We start from the raw sequence: 16,449 nt of genomic DNA on the forward strand, positions 1-16,449 counted from the left end.
GATAGCCTGTAACAACTATGCAAATCCACATGATAGCCGTCGGCAACAAAATGCCGGACTGGGTACAGCAAGGTTATAATGAATATGCCAAGCGGCTGCCGCGCGAATGCGAGTTGCTGCTAAAAGAAATTGCCCCGGACAAACGCCGTAGCGGCGACATTGCCCGCATTACCAAGGACGAAGGAGAACGCATGATAGCGGCATTGCCAAGCCGGGCGCACGTGGTGACGCTGGACATACCCGGCAAGCCCTGGACCACGCCTAATCTGGCGCAAGCCTTGCAACGCTGGCTGGGCAACGGTCAGCCGGTCGCGTTGATGATAGGCGGACCGGAAGGCTTGTCTCAGCAAGTGCGCGATCTGGCGCAGGAATCCTGGAGCCTGTCGCCGCTGACCTTCCCGCATCCCTTGGTTCGAGTGATTGTCGCTGAACAAATCTACCGGGCCTGGAGTCTGTTGAATAACCACCCTTACCATCGTTAAGCGCATGCACCCACAACTGATCCTGGCCTCCGCCTCGCCGCGCCGCAGCGAATTGCTCAAGCAAATCGGCATCCGTCACAGTATCATGGCGGTAGACATCGACGAAACGCCGCGGCCGGGCGAAACACCGACTGCTTACGTCGAACGGGTAGCCGCAGAAAAATCGGCGCTCTGTCTGGCAACGGTCGGCACTGATTTACCGGTACTGGCCGCGGATACCAGCGTGATTTGCGACGGCCGCATCCTCGGCAAACCGGACGATTTGCAGCACGCCATTGAAATGCTCAGTCATTTATCCGGCCGCAGCCATCAAGTCTATAGCGCGGTATCCTTACGCGGTGAGCAACACTGGCAAGCGCTTAGCGTTAGCGAAGTGCGCTTCCGGCCCTTGAGCCACCAGGAAATCGTCGCCTATTGGCAAACCGGGGAACCGTACGACAAGGCTGGCGCCTATGCCATTCAAGGCTTGGCCAGCGTATTTATCGAATCGATCACCGGCAGTTTTTCCGGCGTGATGGGCTTACCGCTCTTCGAAACCGCGCAATTATTAAGCCTAGCAGGCATAGACATTATTCAATGAGCGAAGAAATATTAATCAACGTCACGCCGCCGGAAACCCGAGTCGCGGTGATCGAAAACGGCGTCCTGCAAGAGCTGATTATCGAACGGGTCCGGCAAAAAGGTTTGGTCGGTAACATTTACAAAGGCGAAGTGTGCCGGGTGTTGCCGGGCATGCAGGCGGCTTTTGTGGATATTGGTTTGGAAAAGGCGGCGTTTTTGCATCTCTCCGATTTCAGCAGCAAGGAACTGGCCGAAAGAGCCTCGGAAAATATCGAACACTATTTAAAGGAAGGCCAAAAATTGGTGGTGCAAGTCACCAAAGATCCGCTCGGCAACAAAGGGGCGCGGTTGACCACCGATATTTCCATCCCGTCCCGCTACCAAGTTTACATGCCCTATGCCGGTAACTCCGGCGTCTCGCAACGTATCGAATGCGAATCCGAACGCACCCGCTTGCGGGCTTGCATCGAAGCCTATCAGCAGAAACACCAGGTGCCGGGCGGCTTCATCGCTCGCACCGCCGCCGAATGTGTGGAAGACGTGATTTTGTATTCCGACATGACTTTTTTGCACAAACTCTGGGAATCCATCCTGGAAAAAAGCAGCAAGGCCAAAGTCAAAACCCTGATCCATGAAGACCTGCCGCTCAGCATTCGCACTTTGCGGGATTTGTACAAAGACGGCATCGAAAAAATCCGCGTGGATTCCAAGGAAACCTTTCTCAGGCTGGTCGAGTTTGCCGAAACCTTCGTCCCGGAAATCGTTTCTGTGATCGAGCATTATTCGGGCGAGCGGCCGGTGTTCGATATTTACAACGTGGAAGACGAAATCAGCAAGGCCCTGGACCGCAAGGTTAAACTCAAATCCGGCGGCCATCTGGTATTCGACCAGACCGAGTCGATGACTACTGTCGACGTCAATACCGGCGGCTATGTCGGCGGCCGCAATCTGGAAGAAACCATCTTCAAGACCAATCTGGAAGCGGCCCAAACCATTTCCCGGCAATTGCGGCTACGGAATTTGGGCGGCATCATCATCATCGATTTCATCGATATGCAGAGTGAGGACCACAAGAAGCAGGTGTTGCAGGCCTTGCAGCGCAACCTGGACAAGGACCACGCCAAGACCAAAATCACCGAAGTGTCCGCGTTGGGTCTGGTGGAAATGACCCGCAAACGTACCCGCGAGAGTCTGGAGCATATCCTCTGCGAGCCTTGCTCGACCTGCGGCGGTCGCGGCGTCTTGAAAACCGCCGAATCGATCTGCCTGGAAATTTTTCGGGAAATCATTCGCGTGGTCAGGCAATACAATGTCCAGCAAATCCTGGTACTGGCTTCCGAACAAGTCGTGGAAATGCTGCTGGACGAAGAAGCCGATATGTTGGCGGAGCTGGAAATGTTCTTGAAAGTCGGTATTAAAATCCGCGCCGAAGCCGAATATAACCAGGAGCACTACGACGTGGTGTTGTTATAGGCGGCTATTTTGGTTATTCACCACGTTACCCGGGCTACCCGACACCTGTTGTTCTGGTCGCTGATCACGATTGCCCTCGTCTTGAGCGCGGTACGGGTTTTTTTGATCGACATTGCCGATTACCGCAGCGCACTGGAACAAAAAGTCCGCGAGACCACCGGCATTCCGCTGCATATCGGCAAACTGGGCGCGAATATGCGCGGCTTCAGCCCGGAATTATTGTTGCGGGAAATTGCGATCGAAGGCGCCGAAGCCGGGGCGAAGCCAGCTATCCGCCTGCAAGAAGTGCGGATTGGTATAGATTTACTGGAATGGCTATTGACCCAGGACCCTATGGCCGCCAGTTGGGTGACGCTGGTGGGCGCCAAACTGGATATTCTGCGTAATGAGGACGGCAGCCTCAGCATCAAAGGCCTGCAAAGCAGCGACGGACAACCGCTGTGGCTGTTACAGGGCAGCAAATACGAGATTCTGCAAAGCCAGGTGACGTGGCAGGATTTAAAGCGGCATCGGCCGCCGGTGACGGTCGAACACTTCGATTTGCTGATCAAAAACCACTATCTGGATCAAAGCCACGAGATCCATCTAGTCAGCAGTTTGCCGGAGCAATACGGCGACAACTTGCGCATTTCCGCCCGACTTGACGGCAATATCTTTCAGGCCAATGGCATCAACGGCCAAATTTATGTGGAAGGCAGCAATCTGCAAGGGTCCGGCTTGGCTGATCGAGGATTTGCCGCTGGGTTTGCATTTGGAATCCGGCTCCGGCGATATGCGGATCTGGAGCCAATGGCGCGACTCGATGCCCTACCAAGTCAGCGGTTATCTGCAAGGCCAACAGATTAAACTCGGCAGACAGCAAGGCAAACCGCTGCAACTCGATACCTTTGAAGGCAATCTAGCCTGGACCGAGCAAAACGGCCGGCAACGCTGGAGCGCCTACGATGTCAACGTTTTCGCCAATCATCAGCGCTGGCGGGATGCCGAGCTCTATCTACAGCAAGATGCGCAAGGCAACCTCAGCGGCGTGATCAAACAGTTGAATTTGCAAGCCTTGATGCATCTGATACCGCCATTTCTACCGGCAGAGCAAACGGATTGGGCTAAATGGCTGTCACTCAATCCACGCGGCACTTTGCGCGATCTGTCGTTTTACGCTGAGAGCAATCAGCAACGCTATGCGCTCAACGGCCATTTCAGCCAACTGGGCAACGATGCGCAAGGCGACGTGCCGGAATTACAAGAGCTAAGCGGCTCGATCATTGCCGGCGACCAGGGCGGGCAACTGATATTCGACAGTACAAACGCCAAATTCAATGCGCCGCAAATGTTTAGGAATAGCCTGGACGTCCCGCGTTTACAAGGCCGAATCAACTGGCGGCAAACCGACACCGACTGGCAAATCGCCAGCGAAAATCTGCAACTGGACAGCGCGGCCTTCCACACGCAAACCTACCTACAACTCAGCATCCCCAAGAATAACGACAGCGCTGTCATCGATATGCGCACCCGTTTCGACAATTTCAAAGACATCAGTAATGTACCGCAATACCTGCCGGCCAAAATCATGGGTAAGGATGCGGTCGCCTGGCTGGACGATGCTTTTATCGGCGGGCATATCGACAAGGGCGAAATGCGCTTGAACGGAAGGTTAGCGGACTTCCCGTTCACTAACGGTCCCGGCCTGTTTGAAGTAGTGTTTGAGATAGACGACGGCGAAATTCAGTTCAACGCCCTGTGGCCGCATTTGCGTGCGGTGCATGCCGATGTGCAATTCCTCGGCGCAGATCTGAACGTGGCGATTAGCGGCGGCCATAGCGAAAACGTCGACATCAATCAAGCCGTGGTGTCGATTCCTGATCTGGCCAATAGTGATTATGTTTACGTATTGGGCCAGGTGCAAAGCAAGCTGCCGCACAGTTTACAGTATCTGCAAAAAACCCCGCTACGCGCCAAAATTGATCCGCTGGCTAAAGTGTTAGCTCCGGATGGCCATACCCAAGTCGATCTGGATCTGAAAATCGCTTACTACGAAACGCTGCCGACCACCGTCAAAGTCGATGCGCATCTGGATAAGGCTCGCTTGCTGGTCAAACCCGTCGATCTGGCCGTCAACGACATCAGCGGCGTGCTGCACTTTACCGAAGACCGGGTCAGCAGCAACCGCCTGGAAGGCAATACCCTGGGCTATCCGATACATGCCATCCTGCAAAGCGATGCCAGCGCCACGCAAATCCTGATAGACGGTACCACCGACATCCAGCGCCTGGAAAAGCAATTCAGTTTCCTGAAAAACCAGGTTGCCGACGGCAGCTTGAATTATCAAACCGTATTGACGCTGCCATACGATGCGGTAAAGCCGTCCACACTGAGCATTAACAGCAACTTACAGGGCGTAACGATCAACACCCAGGATGCTCTGGCCAAATCGGCCGAGCAAGAGCAAGCATTGAATCTAAGCTTTATTTTTAACAACAGCCCATACTTGCCACTAAAAATTACTTACGGCAAGGAGTTGAACGCTGCGCTGTTGATCGACGGCAAACAAAATCAACTCCATTCCGGGCATATAGTGTTCGGTCGAAACTCGGCGGACTTTTACGAACCGGCAGGGTTGAAGCTGGAAATCAATCAGCCGCAATTCAAATTGTCCGACGCGCTTGCCGCATTCTCCGACAACGAAACCCAGCAACTTTTGCCGGCGTTAAAAGAAGTTATTCTGGATACCGAGCAACTGATCTGGCAAGGCCAGAACATCGGCGCGCTAAAATGCCGGATGCAGCATATCAATCAAGCTTGGCAAGCCACGTTGGACAGTGCGATGGCACGCGGCAAATTGACGATCCCCGACCAGCGCGGCGGCACCAACATCATCAAGCTGCAAATGGATTATCTGAATTTGTCGGCGATGGATAACCTGAATTTCGACGCGGCAGAAGAAGTGGTCACCGACTTACCCTTGATCGACATCGACAGTAAACAGTTGCTATGGCGCGGCGTGGATTTGGGTAGTTTGAAGCTGAATACCGAGCGGCTGATCAACGGCATTCATTTCAAACACGTGCAACTGGCCAGCGTGGCCGGTACGATAGATTTCAGTGCGGACTGGATCAAACTGGTCGGCGGCAGTTCGACGCAATTGACCGGCAAACTGAACATGAACGGTTTCGGCTTGTTTCTGTCGCAGCTAGGTTTTACCGACGACTTAAGAGGCACGCACGCCGAAATCAATTTCAACGGCGGCTGGCGCGGCGCCCCGCAGCAATTTTCAGCGGCCAACCTGACCGGGCAAATGCAGCTGAAGTTCAGTGACGGCCGCATTTCCAGCATAGAGCCCGGCTTTGGCCGCTTGCTGGGTTTGATCGCGATGGAACAATGGGCCAAGCGCTTGAGTCTGGACTTTACCGACGTCTACCGGCAAGGCCTGGCCTTTGATCAAATTACCGGCGACTTCAAAATCAGCAACGGCTTGGCCTATACCGACAATTTACTGATCGACGCGGTATCTGCGAAACTCAGCATAGCCGGCACCGCAGACTTGGTGAAAAAGACCATAGACCACCGCGTTGCCGTCGTGCCCAAGAGTTCCGGGGCCGTGCCGATTGCTGGTACAATCGTCGGCGGTATCGCTGCCGTCATTACCCAAGTGGTGACTGACGATTACAAAGAAGGTTATTTTTTCGGCTCGCAATACAAACTCGCCGGGCCCTGGGGCAATGTCGAGGTCACGCCGTTACACGATCAAGACGGCTTGGTGCAAAAGGCTTGGCGCGGCTTAACCGGCGGCTGGCTGGAGTCGCTGAGCAAATGAATGGCTCTGCCGAATAAACGGCTCCCCAACAGTTAAAACTATAGAAAACAATTAAAATCAGGGACACCTCATGACCATATGTGCCGCCATCCAGATGGCCTCCGGACCGCAAGTCAGCGCCAATTTGCTTGAAGCCGAGAAACAGATCGCCGAAGCCGTGAAAGCCGGTGCGAAACTGGTAGCCTTGCCGGAAAACTTTGCCATCATGGGTATGAACGAATACGACAAGGTTAAAGTCAGCGAGCAGGATGGAAACGGCCCGATTCAGGATTTCCTGGCCGCCACCGCAAAAAAATACGGCATATGGGTGATAGGCGGCACGATGCCCATGCAAGCCACTGCTCCCAATAAAGTCCGCGCGGCTTGTTTGATCTACAACGAGCAGGGCGAGCGAGTCGCCCGCTACGACAAGGTACATTTGTTCGACGTCAGCGTGCCGGATACCGCCGAGGAATACCGCGAATCCGACTCCGTCGAAGCCGGCGACGCCTCCTGCGTGATCGATACACCGTTCGGCCGGCTCGGTGTGGCGGTGTGCTACGACTTACGCTTTCCGGAATTTTTCCGGCCGATGACCCGGCAAGGCCTGGATATATTGGTGATTCCTTCCGCGTTTACCGCCAAAACCGGCGCTGCGCACTGGGAAGTATTGTTGCGGGCCCGCGCCATCGAAAACCTCTGCTACGTCATCGCGCCAAACCAAGGCGGCTTTCATATGAACGGCCGGCAAACCTACGGTCACAGCATGGTGATCGATCCTTGGGGCGTGGTACTGGATTGTTACAAAACCGGCCCAGGCTTTGTCAGCGCCGAAATCGATAAAAGCCGCCTGGAAAAAACCCGCCTGTCTTTCCCGGTGCTGGAACATAGACGCTTTTTTTGCGAGTGAGCCTTATGTGGTTGAGAACGCTGACTTACGGCCTGCCTTGCCTGTTGCTGACAGCTTGCGCGGATGCGCCGGACAAATACCGCGACACCCACCACCTGGAACTGCCGCCGGTTTTACCGATAGAACATACCAATCCGCAGCCGGCAGTGGCTGCCGACGATTTAAAGCCTAAGTCGGCTTTGGCCGATTTGATGGCGTTTACCGACGAAGGGGGCAAGCCTGTGCTTACCTTGAAAACCCGCCCCGACCGGGCTTGGGAAATGGTCGCCACGGCGCTGAAAATCAGCAATATCGAAGTGCTGGATAAAAGCCAGGAAGATCAACGCTTTCAGGTGCGTTATGACCCCGACACCAGTGGCAAGGATGTCGGCTTGTTGCGCGCTTTATTGAATAATGATTACGACGAAGCCGAATACACCATCAAGTTGAAAGAAGAGCGGCGTGGCTTAACCGTCAACGCCAGCCTGACAAAACCGCAAGACTTGGAGTTTGGCGAAGATGGCTCGGCGGAACTGATTCGTTTGCTACACAAAGCCATAGACGAAAAAATCATCAACCGCCCGCCTGACAAGAAGGCCGACGAGTAAGCGGCAAGGCTTGATTTAAGCGTCGTCCCGTCGCCAGTGCCCGGATTTGCCGCCGCTTTTTTCCAGCAAGCGCACTCCTTGAATCGTCATACCGCGATCCACGGCTTTGCACATATCGTAAATAGTCAGCAAAGCAATCTGGGTCGCGGTGAGGGCTTCCATTTCCACGCCGGTTTGGCCGGTAGTCTTCACTGTGGTTTGACAATACACGCGATTCAAGTCGGTTTGGGCTTGCAGGCTAAGCTCTACATGGCTGATCGGCAATGGGTGGCATAAGGGGATCAGGTCGGCGGTTTTTTTACTGGCCATGATGCCGGCAATGCGGGCAATGCCCAGCACGTCGCCCTTCTTGTGGGTGCCGGCCACAATCAGTGCCAAGGTTTCCGGCTGCATCTCTATGTACCCCTCGCAAACCGCCTGACGCTGGGTGATGGCCTTATCCCCGACATCCACCATATGGGCTTCTCCGGCGGCATTAAAATGAGTGAGCGGCGAATGGGACATGGCATACTAGGCAAGTGGAATCAGCCAAGCATTGTATTACCGGGTGAATAAAGATGTCGATTAAAGTGCTTTACTTTGCAAGCTTGAAGGATCGCGTCGGCCGCAGCTACGACGAACTAACAATCGATGCGCCGTTGACAGTGCTCGAGGTCTGGCATCGCGCTAATCCGCACATGGACATGCCGGGCACGATATTGGCGTCGATCAATATGGAGTATGTCGGTCTGGATGCCGAAGTTAGCGACGGCGACGACGTGGCGTTTTTTCCACCGGTCACCGGAGGTTGAACAGATGACCATCAAACTCAGCGCCGAGATTTTCGACCCCTGGCAAGAACTGGCCGATTTTCAAGCCCAAGCTGTCGACATGGCCGGCAAATACGGCGCTACCGGTGTCTTTGTCGGCACCATGCGCGACTTTAATCAAGGCGACGAGGTACGCGGTATGTACCTGGAGCATTATCCGGGCATGACCGAAAAACAATTACAGCGTATTGTCGAACAAGCCCAAGGCCAGTGGCAATTGTTGGAGGTGTTGCTGATCCATCGCATCGGCCAGATATGGCCCAACGATACGCTGGTGCTGGTGGCCGTGTGGTCCGCGCATCGCGGCGACGCTTTTGACGCCAGCCGCTTCATTATGGAAAACTTGAAAAGCCAGGCACCGTTCTGGAAACGGGAAACCTTGGAATCCGGGCAAATACGCTGGGTCGAAAAGAACAGTGACGGCTATCTAAAGCAACCTTAGGTCTGTTAAGACTGACGCAAATTACCCGTGGACTTTGTCTCGACAGCATAATTTACCGTTGGCATTTCGGCCAACGACTGGGCTTGTAGCTTCTGTTGCAGTTCGGCAATTTGCTGGTTGGACTGAGCAAGCTGCTGTTTCAGTTCATTGATGGTTTCATGCAGATATTCGAAGTGAACTTGAAAATAGCGCGCCGACGGGAAGCAGGCATCCAAGGCTTCCGGCGACATTTTGTCCAATTTGGTTCGAGATCGTCTTGTTTTCATATTACACCTAATCATCATTATCGGCTAAAGCATACCCATTCGGCATGATTGCTATGATGCTGTTAATAGTAAGACGTTCCAGAACGCAAATCCCCCACTTAAAATACCAAATATTTTAACAATCGCCCCAAGCGTCAAGCATACTTACCCGGTAACCAGCCACGCTCGACGCATTCCCGAAAATTCCATTGCGGCATATTCTCGGTTTTATAACTCCAGAAAAACCAGCCCAGATACTTTTCGAACACGGCCAGTTGGGCGGCCGCGTAGCCGCGACAAGCGATATCGAACTGCATGTCGTCCATTTCCGTATGGACATGATCGAAAAGCCCCTCGGCCCATAGCGCCGCCAGTTTTGCATCCAACCCCAAACTCCATTCGCCGACGTAGGTCGGCAAACCCAGGCCGCTGATAATCTCGTCAGCTTCTGCTTTCCAATCGCAAACCACTTTTTGCAGATGCCGATAAATATCCCTGTCGATATCGTCCTGTACAAAACATTGATAACGGTGTATGTCAAAGATCACATTGCCATGCTCGGGCGACTGTAAAAAACCGGCGTATTCGCGAAACGACCGGAAACCATCATGAAATATCACCGCCACCTGTTCGGCCGGACAATGGCGGCGAATGCGCCAATAAGCGGCTTCGGTGTAACGTTTCAACAGTTCAGTATCCACATCCCAGCGCGGCTCGTTTAAGATCTCAATTCCGTGCAATGTCGCGCGTTTGCCGTAACGCTGGGCCAATCGCTCAAGGGTCCCTAGGGAATAGTCGATATAGGCGTCTTGGGTATGCCACTCGCAAACGTCCTGGATGCCGCCATTATCGAAACCGTTCTGACAGCCGGGCGCGGCATGGAGATCGACAACAACCTTTAAGCCAAATTCTTCAGCCCAATCGAAAGCCCGGTCAAGCACCTCCATGCCGCCGCCGACAAAAGGAAATCGCACGGCGCCGAAACTATGATGATAGGGATAATCGGCTGCAAACAGCCAATAGCCAACCGGGATGCGTACCGCATTGATCCCGACTTGCGCCAACCAGGCAAAGTCGGCGCGGGTGATGAAGGTTTGCCAATGTTGCTGCAAACGGGTTTCGGCTTCGCGGCCCAATTCGACGCACCAACTGGTCTCGTCCCTGGCATTCAACCCGGCAAACAAACTGGGCGTCATCCATTTTTCTAAAACCAACCATCCGCCCAGATTGACCCCGCGCAGTTTTTTGGCAGACATTCGGATAGCCCCGGTAACAAAGCGCCTTAGAGCACGTTTCCCGTTAGCAGAGCGTAATCCGCCGCTTGTACAAAGCCTGTATATTGGGCACCTTGGTGATGGTCAGGACAGCGGAATCCGTGAGCCTTTTATGGATTAGATTGACCATGTCCACTTCGCTTTCAGGGTCGAGCGAATCAAAGGCTTCCTGCATCAATATCCATTTGGGTTTGTGCAACAACAGCCGCACCAAGCCCAAGCGTTGTTGTTGTTCGCGCTCAAGATTCTTCTCCCAATCGGCAACCTGGTCGAGCTGTTCCTCCAACTCTTTCACTCCGGCCAGTTGAAGGGCATTTTCAAGTATCTGCTGATCGAAAGTGGAGGGGTTGGATGGGTAGCAAATCGACGCGCGCAAGGTACCGGTAGGCAGATAAGGACGCGGCGGCATAAAGAACATGGTTTCATCATCCGGCAATTCAATTATGCCTTCGCCCCATGGCCACAGACCTGCTATAGCTTTGAACAGCTTGTTACCGGAAAACGCATTGCCAGCAATCAACACCCGCTCTCCGGCCTTGATTTCTTCATTGAGAGTGGACACGCAGACGATTCTGTCCAAACGCGAAATGCATAAATCGCGAAACGCCAATACGGATTTGTCGCTTTTCACCAAGCGAATCCGATAGGGGTCAGGCTTGGCTATTTCGCGTTCCAATTGCTCCAGGGCCTTGCTCAATCCCAAAACTCGCTCGACAGAGGCCCGCCATTCCGCAACCTTACCCATATTGTCAACCGGCCAGGACAAAGCCGCGACCATTTGCTGGAAAGCCTGCGCGGATTGCATCAACGCTCCCAGGCTGATCGTACCCAGAATAAAGCGCGGCGCCGACACCAAGATAGGAAATGCCATGGACAATATCGAATAACCGGAACTGAACATGGTGATCCGCTGCCAGGCATGGGTTTGCTGATTCCAGGCATCGACAATGTTTCCGAATAAATGATGAAAATGCGGATTCTCATGGCGCTCACCGTGGATCAAGGCAATGGCTTGCGCATTCTCCCGGGCTTTGACCAGCGCGAAGCGGAAATTGGCTTCCACAGTCTGTCTATTGTCGGTAGCCATAGTGAGCGGCTTACCTATCCACCAACCCAGCGTGGATGCGCTAGCGGCGTAAATCAACGCCAACCAGACCAAATGGCCTTGAACCGGGATTTCGACCAAACCTAGATTTACCGTAACGGTCCCCGACAAGGTCCACAGGATCTCGGTAAAACTGGTCAACAACAGTACGCAGTAAAAGAAAGTGTGTAACAGATCGATTGCGTATTCAGTGGAAATGCGGACATCTTCGGCGATGCGTCCGTCAGGATTATCGTGCTGACCCGGTAAGTGGGTAACCAGATAATGCCGGCCGTCGCGCATCCATTGCCCGATCAATTTATCGGTTAACCAGCCCCGCCAGCTCAGTTGCAAGCGGCGTTTGACGACCAAATGGGTCGCCGTGATTGCCATATTCGCGATAAAAATCAAGACGATCAACCCAACTTGGGTAAACAGCCTCGACATAGAGCGCTGCTCCAAGGCATCGAATAAATCCGCGCTCCATTCGGTAATAATGACCGAGACCGCAATTTGCGCCACTGTTAACGCGACCAAAAACGCCGATAAGGTCCGAATGGTCGTCTTATTTTCCGAGCACCAGAAAGGGCCGGCTAATCGGACGAATTGCATAAAAAATTTGCTGGTTGTTCGCAAGGCCATACTCCTCGTTTAAGGTCGTCGCGCAATATAACAAAATTAATCGCATCGATAACCATCAAATGTGCTGGCGCGCTGCTGGCTGCACATCAGAATGAGTCTAGGCTTCTGTGTTTTATGACAAAAAAGAGAAAAACAGCGGTGGGGATGTTTGACGAGTTTGTGACGAGCGCTGTAGCGCTCGTCGGTACAGAGGTTTTGCGCTCAGCGCTTCATCGAATCGAAAAATGCAGCGTTGGTTTTAAAGTCCTTGAGTTTGCCCAGCAAAAACTCGGATGCCGCCAACTCGTCCATTGGCTGCAGGATTTTGCGCAAAATCCAGGTTTTTTGCAGTTCGTCCGGATCGACCAGATATTCTTCGCGGCGCGTGCCGGAGCGGTTGATGTTAATCGCCGGATAGATACGTTTTTCAGCGATTTTCCGCTCCAGATGCAGTTCCATGTTACCGGTGCCTTTAAACTCTTCGAAGATCACCTCGTCCATCCTCGAGCCGGTTTCCACCAGCGCGGTAGCGATAATCGTCAAACTGCCGCCTTCTTCGATATTCCGCGCCGCACCGAAAAAACGTTTGGGTTTTTCCAGCGCATTAGCGTCGACACCACCGGACAACAGTTTGCCGGAAGACGGTACCACCATGTTGTAAGCACGGGCCAGACGGGTAATCGAGTCTAACAGGATAACCACGTCGTGCTTGTGTTCAACCATGCGCCGGGCTTTTTCGATGACCATATCCGCCACTTGCACGTGACGGGTAGCGGGTTCGTCGAAGGTACTGGAAACCACTTCGCCACGCACGCAACGCTCCATCTCAGTCACCTCTTCCGGGCGCTCGTCGATCAAGAGCACGATCAGATAACACTCGGGATTGTTCTCGGCAATCGCATGGGCGATGCTTTGCATAATCATGGTTTTACCGGCTTTCGGCGGCGAAACGATCAAGCCACGCTGGCCTTTACCGATAGGGGCGATCAAGTCGATGATACGGGCGGTTAAATCTTCACTGGTGCCGTTGCCTTGCTCCAAACGGAAACGTTTATTGGCAAACAGCGGTGTCAGGTTGGAAAAGGAGATTTTGTTTTTGGATTGTTCTGGCGATTCGAAGTTGATGCTTTCGACCTTCAACATCGCGAAGTAGCGTTCGCCTTCCTTCGGCGGGCGGATTTTGCCGCTAACGGTGTCACCGGTGCGTAAACCGAAACGTCTGATTTGGCTGGGCGATACATAAATGTCGTCGGGGCCCGCCAAATAGGAGCAACCCGGTGTTCTTAAAAAACCGAATCCATCCGCCAATATCTCCAAAACCCCATCGCCAAAAATATCTTCCCCACTCTTCGCCTGTTTCTTCAAAATCGCAAAAATCAATTCCTGCTTTCGGGCTCTGTCGATGTTTTCGAGACCCAAGGATTCAGCGATTGCAATAATTTCAGTGGCTTGTTTAAGTTTTAACTCGGTAAGATTCATGTTGATTAAGGGAAATGAAAGAAATGCAAAACAGCAGAGTGCTGTTTACAGCGGCAGGTAGTTGTTGGATTTGTTAAGGACGTTCAGAATGCGAAGAAGCAAGCGGGGAAAATTCTAGCGCAATAACCGGACTTATCAAAAACATTTTTAATAAATCCGGTGATTCGGCTTGATTTATATGTTGCTATCGATAAACGCAGCCAATTGGGATTTGGTTAAGGCGCCAACTTTAGTCGCTTCCACTTCACCGCCTTTAAAAAGCATCAAGGTCGGGATGCCGCGCACACCGTAGTGCTGCGGGGTTTTGGGGTTTTCGTCGATATTCAGTTTGGCAACGGTGAGTTTGCCTTGATATTCGGATGCAATTTCATCCAAAACCGGGGCAATCATTTTGCACGGACCACACCATTCTGCCCAATAATCGACCAACACCGGCGCACCGGCTTTCAACACAGTTTCATTAAAATCAGCGTCTGATACATGAAGGACTAGGTCGCTCACGCCATTCTCCATTAGTTTACAAAGTCAAGACTATAGTTTCGCGGCGCTTTAATTGTCAATCGATTTCAACCGCGCGGCTTTTTAGTTTATTCTATCGGGCTATGAAGAAAACACATTTGACGGAAACACGTTTTAGCAATTTGGAGCTGTCCGACTCCATCATTAAAGGTCTGAAAGAAGCAGGATTCATCAACTGCACCCCCATTCAGGATAAATCCTTGCCCTTGTCCTTACGCGGCAAGGACATTGCCGGCCAAGCCCAAACCGGCACCGGCAAAACTGCCACATTCTTGCTGGCGACCTTTCAGCACCTGATCAACGACGAAAGCGAAAAAATCAAGAACCCGCGCGCGCTGATTCTCGCTCCAACCCGCGAACTGGCGATTCAGATTCATAAAGATGCACTAGCCCTAAGCAAGTATCTGAACCTGAAGTTTGCCTTGATCTACGGCGGCACCGACTACCAAAAGCAGCTGGATAAAATCAAAGGCAATGTCGACATCATCATCGGCACACCGGGCCGGATTATCGACTTTTACCGGCAGGGCGCCTTCACGCTGGACAATATTCAAGTTACCGTGATGGACGAAGCCGACCGCATGTTCGATCTGGGCTTTATCAAGGACATCCGCTTCTTGCTGCGCCGCATGCCACCGGCGGAAAAACGCCTGAATATGCTGTTTTCCGCCACGCTGTCTTACAAAGTCACCGAACTGGCCTACGAGCACATGAACAACCCGGTGCTGATCCGAATCGAGTCAGAGGAAGTGACTTCCAAAGCCATCAATCAGGTGGCTTACTGTCCGGCCAACGAACAAAAAATCCCGCTATTGCTGGGTTTGCTGAGACAGCACCAACCGCAGCGCAGCATCGTCTTCGTCAACACCAAGCGTTGCGCCGAACAACTGGACGATTATCTGCAAGCCAACGGCCATAAAACCGCGATGCTCAGCGGCGACGTGCCGCAGGAAAAGCGCCAGCGCCTGCTCAACGATTTCCAGGAAAACCGGGTTACATTGCTGATCGCGACCGACGTGGCGGCGCGCGGCTTGCACATCCCCGACGTTTCGCATGTGTTTAACTACGACTTGCCGCAGGACGTTGAGGATTACGTGCATCGGATCGGTCGTACCGCGCGTTTTGGCGCCAGCGGCGAGGCGATCAGCTTTATTTGCGAGGAATACGCTTACTCGATGCCGGACATCGAGGATTACATCGGCGAGAAAGTGCCGGTGCAAACCATCACGCCGGAATTGATGGTGGAAGACGTGATCAAACCGGAACGCCGTGAGCCGCGCGAACGAGTCATGCAGCGCGACAAACGCCCGCCGCGTGCAGATCACAAACCCAGGGAGCACCGGCCGCCTCGCCCCGCAACTGCTACAAACCAGGCATCAACGCCCGAAAATCCTCCACCGCCGCAAACTCAGCAACCTGCTTAACCGGTCGTTGACTATCCGGCTTGCTGATCGACACCAGATGAGCAATGCCGAAAGTACGGGCGGAGGTCAGTACGGCAACACTATCGTCTACCAGCAGCGTTCTATCCTTTGCGAACAGATGCTGGTCTTGCAGGATTTGCCAAAAACCTTGCTGTTCCTTAGCAAAACCAAAATCGTGCGACGAAACGATTTCGTCGAAAAACCCATGCAGACAGGTTTTTTCCATTTTCAGATTCAAGCTGTCGCGGTGCGCGTTCGTCACCAGCAATAAACGCTTGCCACTGGTTCGCACCGCATCCAAAAACTCGGTGACATGCGGATGCACGGCAATCAAGCCTGCCAACTCCTGCTTCAGCCCGGCGATATTCAAGGCCAACTCCTGGGTCCAATAATCCAGGCAATACCATTCCAGTTTGCCTTCCATCGCCTTGAAACGCGGTGCCAACTGCTGTTTGGCGTCCTCAAGCGTTAGGCTGTGCAGTTCGGCAAAGCGCAAGGGTACAAACTCCTGCCAAAAATGATTATCAAAATTCAAATCCAGCAAAGTGCCGTCCATATCCAACAGTACGGTATCGATTTGTTTCCAGTCGAGCATTTTAGTTTATCCCTATCATTCAATAGCTCCCGTCATTCCCAAACACGGCCTAAATTAGTTTTTCATTCTAACCGGAAAATCCCTAAGTTCAGCTAGGCTTGATGTCTATAAGAAAAAGGATTAAAAGCTTGCATATCTGTGTTGTCCGGCAGCA

Annotated in this window: 17 protein-coding genes; 10 read left to right on the top strand and 7 right to left on the bottom strand. The window is 52.9% G+C overall.

Going from position 1 to position 16,449, the window contains the following annotated elements; genetic code table 11:
* The first annotated feature begins 17 nt into the window (after positions 1-17).
* The 7 genes from rlmH (at position 18) to ACH5Y9_RS20790 (ending at position 7,803) form a co-directional block, all read left to right on the top strand.
* On the top strand, positions 18-482 hold the full coding sequence (gene rlmH, locus ACH5Y9_RS20760; RefSeq protein WP_033157571.1) for a 23S rRNA (pseudouridine(1915)-N(3))-methyltransferase RlmH: 465 nt from the start codon (positions 18-20) through the stop codon (positions 480-482).
* Positions 483-486: 4 nt separating this feature from the next.
* Positions 487-1,062, top strand: coding sequence for a Maf family protein (locus ACH5Y9_RS20765; RefSeq protein WP_445367431.1), 576 nt, complete (start codon positions 487-489; stop codon positions 1,060-1,062).
* Positions 1,059-2,516: a ribonuclease G gene (rng, locus tag ACH5Y9_RS20770; RefSeq protein WP_445367432.1), complete on the top strand. Its 1,458-nt coding sequence runs from the start codon at positions 1,059-1,061 to the stop codon at positions 2,514-2,516. Before ACH5Y9_RS20765 ends, rng begins: the two co-directional genes overlap by 4 nt.
* Positions 2,517-2,525: 9 nt before the next feature.
* Positions 2,526-3,362 (top strand): YhdP family protein, encoded by an 837-nt coding sequence (locus tag ACH5Y9_RS20775; RefSeq protein WP_445367433.1) that lies wholly within the window; start codon positions 2,526-2,528, stop codon positions 3,360-3,362.
* Positions 3,289-6,327 (top strand): YhdP family protein, encoded by a 3,039-nt coding sequence (locus tag ACH5Y9_RS20780; protein WP_445369912.1) that lies wholly within the window; start codon positions 3,289-3,291, stop codon positions 6,325-6,327. The genes ACH5Y9_RS20775 and ACH5Y9_RS20780 overlap by 74 nt, the downstream gene beginning before the upstream one ends.
* Positions 6,328-6,397: 70 nt before the next feature.
* Entirely contained in the window at positions 6,398-7,216 is an 819-nt protein-coding gene (locus ACH5Y9_RS20785) for a carbon-nitrogen hydrolase family protein (RefSeq protein WP_445367434.1), read from the top strand.
* 5 nt (positions 7,217-7,221) lie between these two features.
* Positions 7,222-7,803: a hypothetical protein gene (locus ACH5Y9_RS20790; RefSeq protein ID WP_445367435.1), complete on the top strand. Its 582-nt coding sequence runs from the start codon at positions 7,222-7,224 to the stop codon at positions 7,801-7,803.
* A gap of 15 nt (positions 7,804-7,818) precedes the next feature.
* Here ACH5Y9_RS20790 and moaC read toward each other — a convergent pair whose 3' ends face one another.
* A complete protein-coding gene (gene moaC / locus ACH5Y9_RS20795) occupies positions 7,819-8,307 on the bottom strand; it encodes a cyclic pyranopterin monophosphate synthase MoaC (protein WP_205452157.1) in 489 nt (162 codons plus the stop codon).
* 53 nt (positions 8,308-8,360) lie between these two features.
* Here moaC and ACH5Y9_RS20800 point away from each other — a divergent pair, with 53 nt between their 5' ends.
* Together ACH5Y9_RS20800 and ACH5Y9_RS20805 are read left to right on the top strand one after the other, a co-directional pair.
* Entirely contained in the window at positions 8,361-8,594 is a 234-nt protein-coding gene (locus ACH5Y9_RS20800) for a MoaD/ThiS family protein (protein WP_205452160.1), read from the top strand.
* Between the two features lie 4 nt (positions 8,595-8,598).
* Complete coding sequence (locus ACH5Y9_RS20805) at positions 8,599-9,054, top strand: molybdenum cofactor biosynthesis protein MoaE (protein ID WP_445367436.1); 456 nt, start codon at positions 8,599-8,601, stop codon at positions 9,052-9,054.
* Positions 9,055-9,059: 5 nt separating this feature from the next.
* Here ACH5Y9_RS20805 and ACH5Y9_RS20810 read toward each other — a convergent pair whose 3' ends face one another.
* From ACH5Y9_RS20810 to trxA, 5 genes are all read right to left on the bottom strand, one after another.
* Positions 9,060-9,320, bottom strand: coding sequence for a hypothetical protein (locus ACH5Y9_RS20810; protein WP_445367437.1), 261 nt, complete (start codon positions 9,318-9,320; stop codon positions 9,060-9,062).
* Positions 9,321-9,454: 134 nt separating this feature from the next.
* Positions 9,455-10,555, bottom strand: a complete 1,101-nt coding sequence (locus tag ACH5Y9_RS20815; RefSeq protein WP_445367438.1) for a glycoside hydrolase family 5 protein — start codon at positions 10,553-10,555, stop codon at positions 9,455-9,457.
* Positions 10,556-10,598: 43 nt separating this feature from the next.
* The gene (locus ACH5Y9_RS20820; RefSeq protein WP_084153348.1) at positions 10,599-12,269 is read right to left on the bottom strand and encodes an ABC transporter ATP-binding protein/permease; all 1,671 of its coding nucleotides are present in this window, start codon (positions 12,267-12,269) and stop codon (positions 10,599-10,601) included.
* 231 nt (positions 12,270-12,500) lie between these two features.
* On the bottom strand, positions 12,501-13,757 hold the full coding sequence (gene rho / locus ACH5Y9_RS20825) for a transcription termination factor Rho (RefSeq protein ID WP_033157583.1): 1,257 nt from the start codon (positions 13,755-13,757) through the stop codon (positions 12,501-12,503).
* Positions 13,758-13,931: 174 nt separating this feature from the next.
* Positions 13,932-14,258: a thioredoxin TrxA gene (gene trxA / locus ACH5Y9_RS20830; protein WP_033157672.1), complete on the bottom strand. Its 327-nt coding sequence runs from the start codon at positions 14,256-14,258 to the stop codon at positions 13,932-13,934.
* 101 nt (positions 14,259-14,359) lie between these two features.
* Between trxA and rhlB the strand changes: the two genes are divergently transcribed.
* Positions 14,360-15,700 (top strand): ATP-dependent RNA helicase RhlB, encoded by a 1,341-nt coding sequence (gene rhlB / locus ACH5Y9_RS20835; RefSeq protein ID WP_445367439.1) that lies wholly within the window; start codon positions 14,360-14,362, stop codon positions 15,698-15,700.
* Here rhlB and yrfG read toward each other — a convergent pair.
* Positions 15,639-16,295 (bottom strand): GMP/IMP nucleotidase, encoded by a 657-nt coding sequence (gene yrfG / locus ACH5Y9_RS20840; RefSeq protein ID WP_445367440.1) that lies wholly within the window; start codon positions 16,293-16,295, stop codon positions 15,639-15,641. The two genes, rhlB and yrfG, sit on opposite strands and share 62 nt — an antisense overlap.
* Positions 16,296-16,449 lie beyond the last annotated feature (154 nt).

This window comes from Methylomonas sp. BW4-1, from assembly GCF_052474385.1.